Raw genomic sequence first — 855 nt, 5'->3', positions numbered from 1 at the left:
TCTCACAGACTAAATCGATGTCTTCCTATCTTACGTTTTAACGTTTGTATCAAGGATGTATGATTTTCATCATACTTACATGTATGCAGTTTTCAAGGTACATGATGTTTCTTTATTGACTGAATTTTTATCAGTCATTAGAAATCTTAAACATCAGATATCTTCCATTTAAAACCTCTAATCACTGGTAAAACCAGTTATCATAACAGCACTTCCCTGCTGATCGGGTTAACACCAGTCTCTCGATCTTCGCCTTTTACCGTTCTGTTTCCGACAGAACTCACTTACCGGTGTCTGTTTCTATATGAACAAGTTCCTCACTTGTTTTTTTCTTTGATCCGGCGCCCACCTGCTCTCCCACATCGTCTCCAATGCAGTACCATCGGCCGCTTAGGTCTTAACCGTCGTGTTCGGGATGGGAACGGGTGTTTCCCCTAAGCGCATCGACACCGGAAATATTTAATTGTCTTTCCTTGATAACTCAACAGTAAAACACATTTTTCTTCTCTACTTCTTCCCTAGAAAGGAGGTGATCCAGCCGCACCTTCCGATACGGCTACCTTGTTACGACTTCACCCCAGTCATCGGTCCCGCCTTCGGCAGCTCCTCCCTTGCGGTTAGGTCACTGACTTCGGGCGTTACTGACTCCCATGGTGTGACGGGCGGTGTGTACAAGACCCGGGAACGTATTCACCGCGGCATTCTGATCCGCGATTACTAGCGATTCCAGCTTCGTGCAGTCGAGTTGCAGACTGCAGTCCGAACTGGGACGTTATTTTTGAGATTTGCCCACCCTCACAGGTTCGCTTCCCTTTGTTTACGCCATTGTAGCACGTGTGTAGCCCAAATCATAAG

The 855-nt window shown here is 46.1% G+C and carries 2 rRNA genes; both read right to left on the bottom strand.

The features are described 5' to 3' along the window. Nucleotides 1-336: 336 nt before the first annotated feature. Nucleotides 337-454 (bottom strand): 5S ribosomal RNA (gene rrf, locus LIZ66_RS18340). A gap of 68 nt (nucleotides 455-522) precedes the next feature. Then, nucleotides 523-855, bottom strand: a 16S ribosomal RNA gene (locus LIZ66_RS18335); the annotation flags it as partial.

Origin of the sequence: Blautia faecis, assembly GCF_020554845.1 — a bacterium.
Lineage (GTDB): Bacteria > Bacillota > Clostridia > Lachnospirales > Lachnospiraceae > Blautia_A > Blautia_A faecis.
This window is presented reverse-complemented; position numbering and strand designations above follow the sequence as displayed.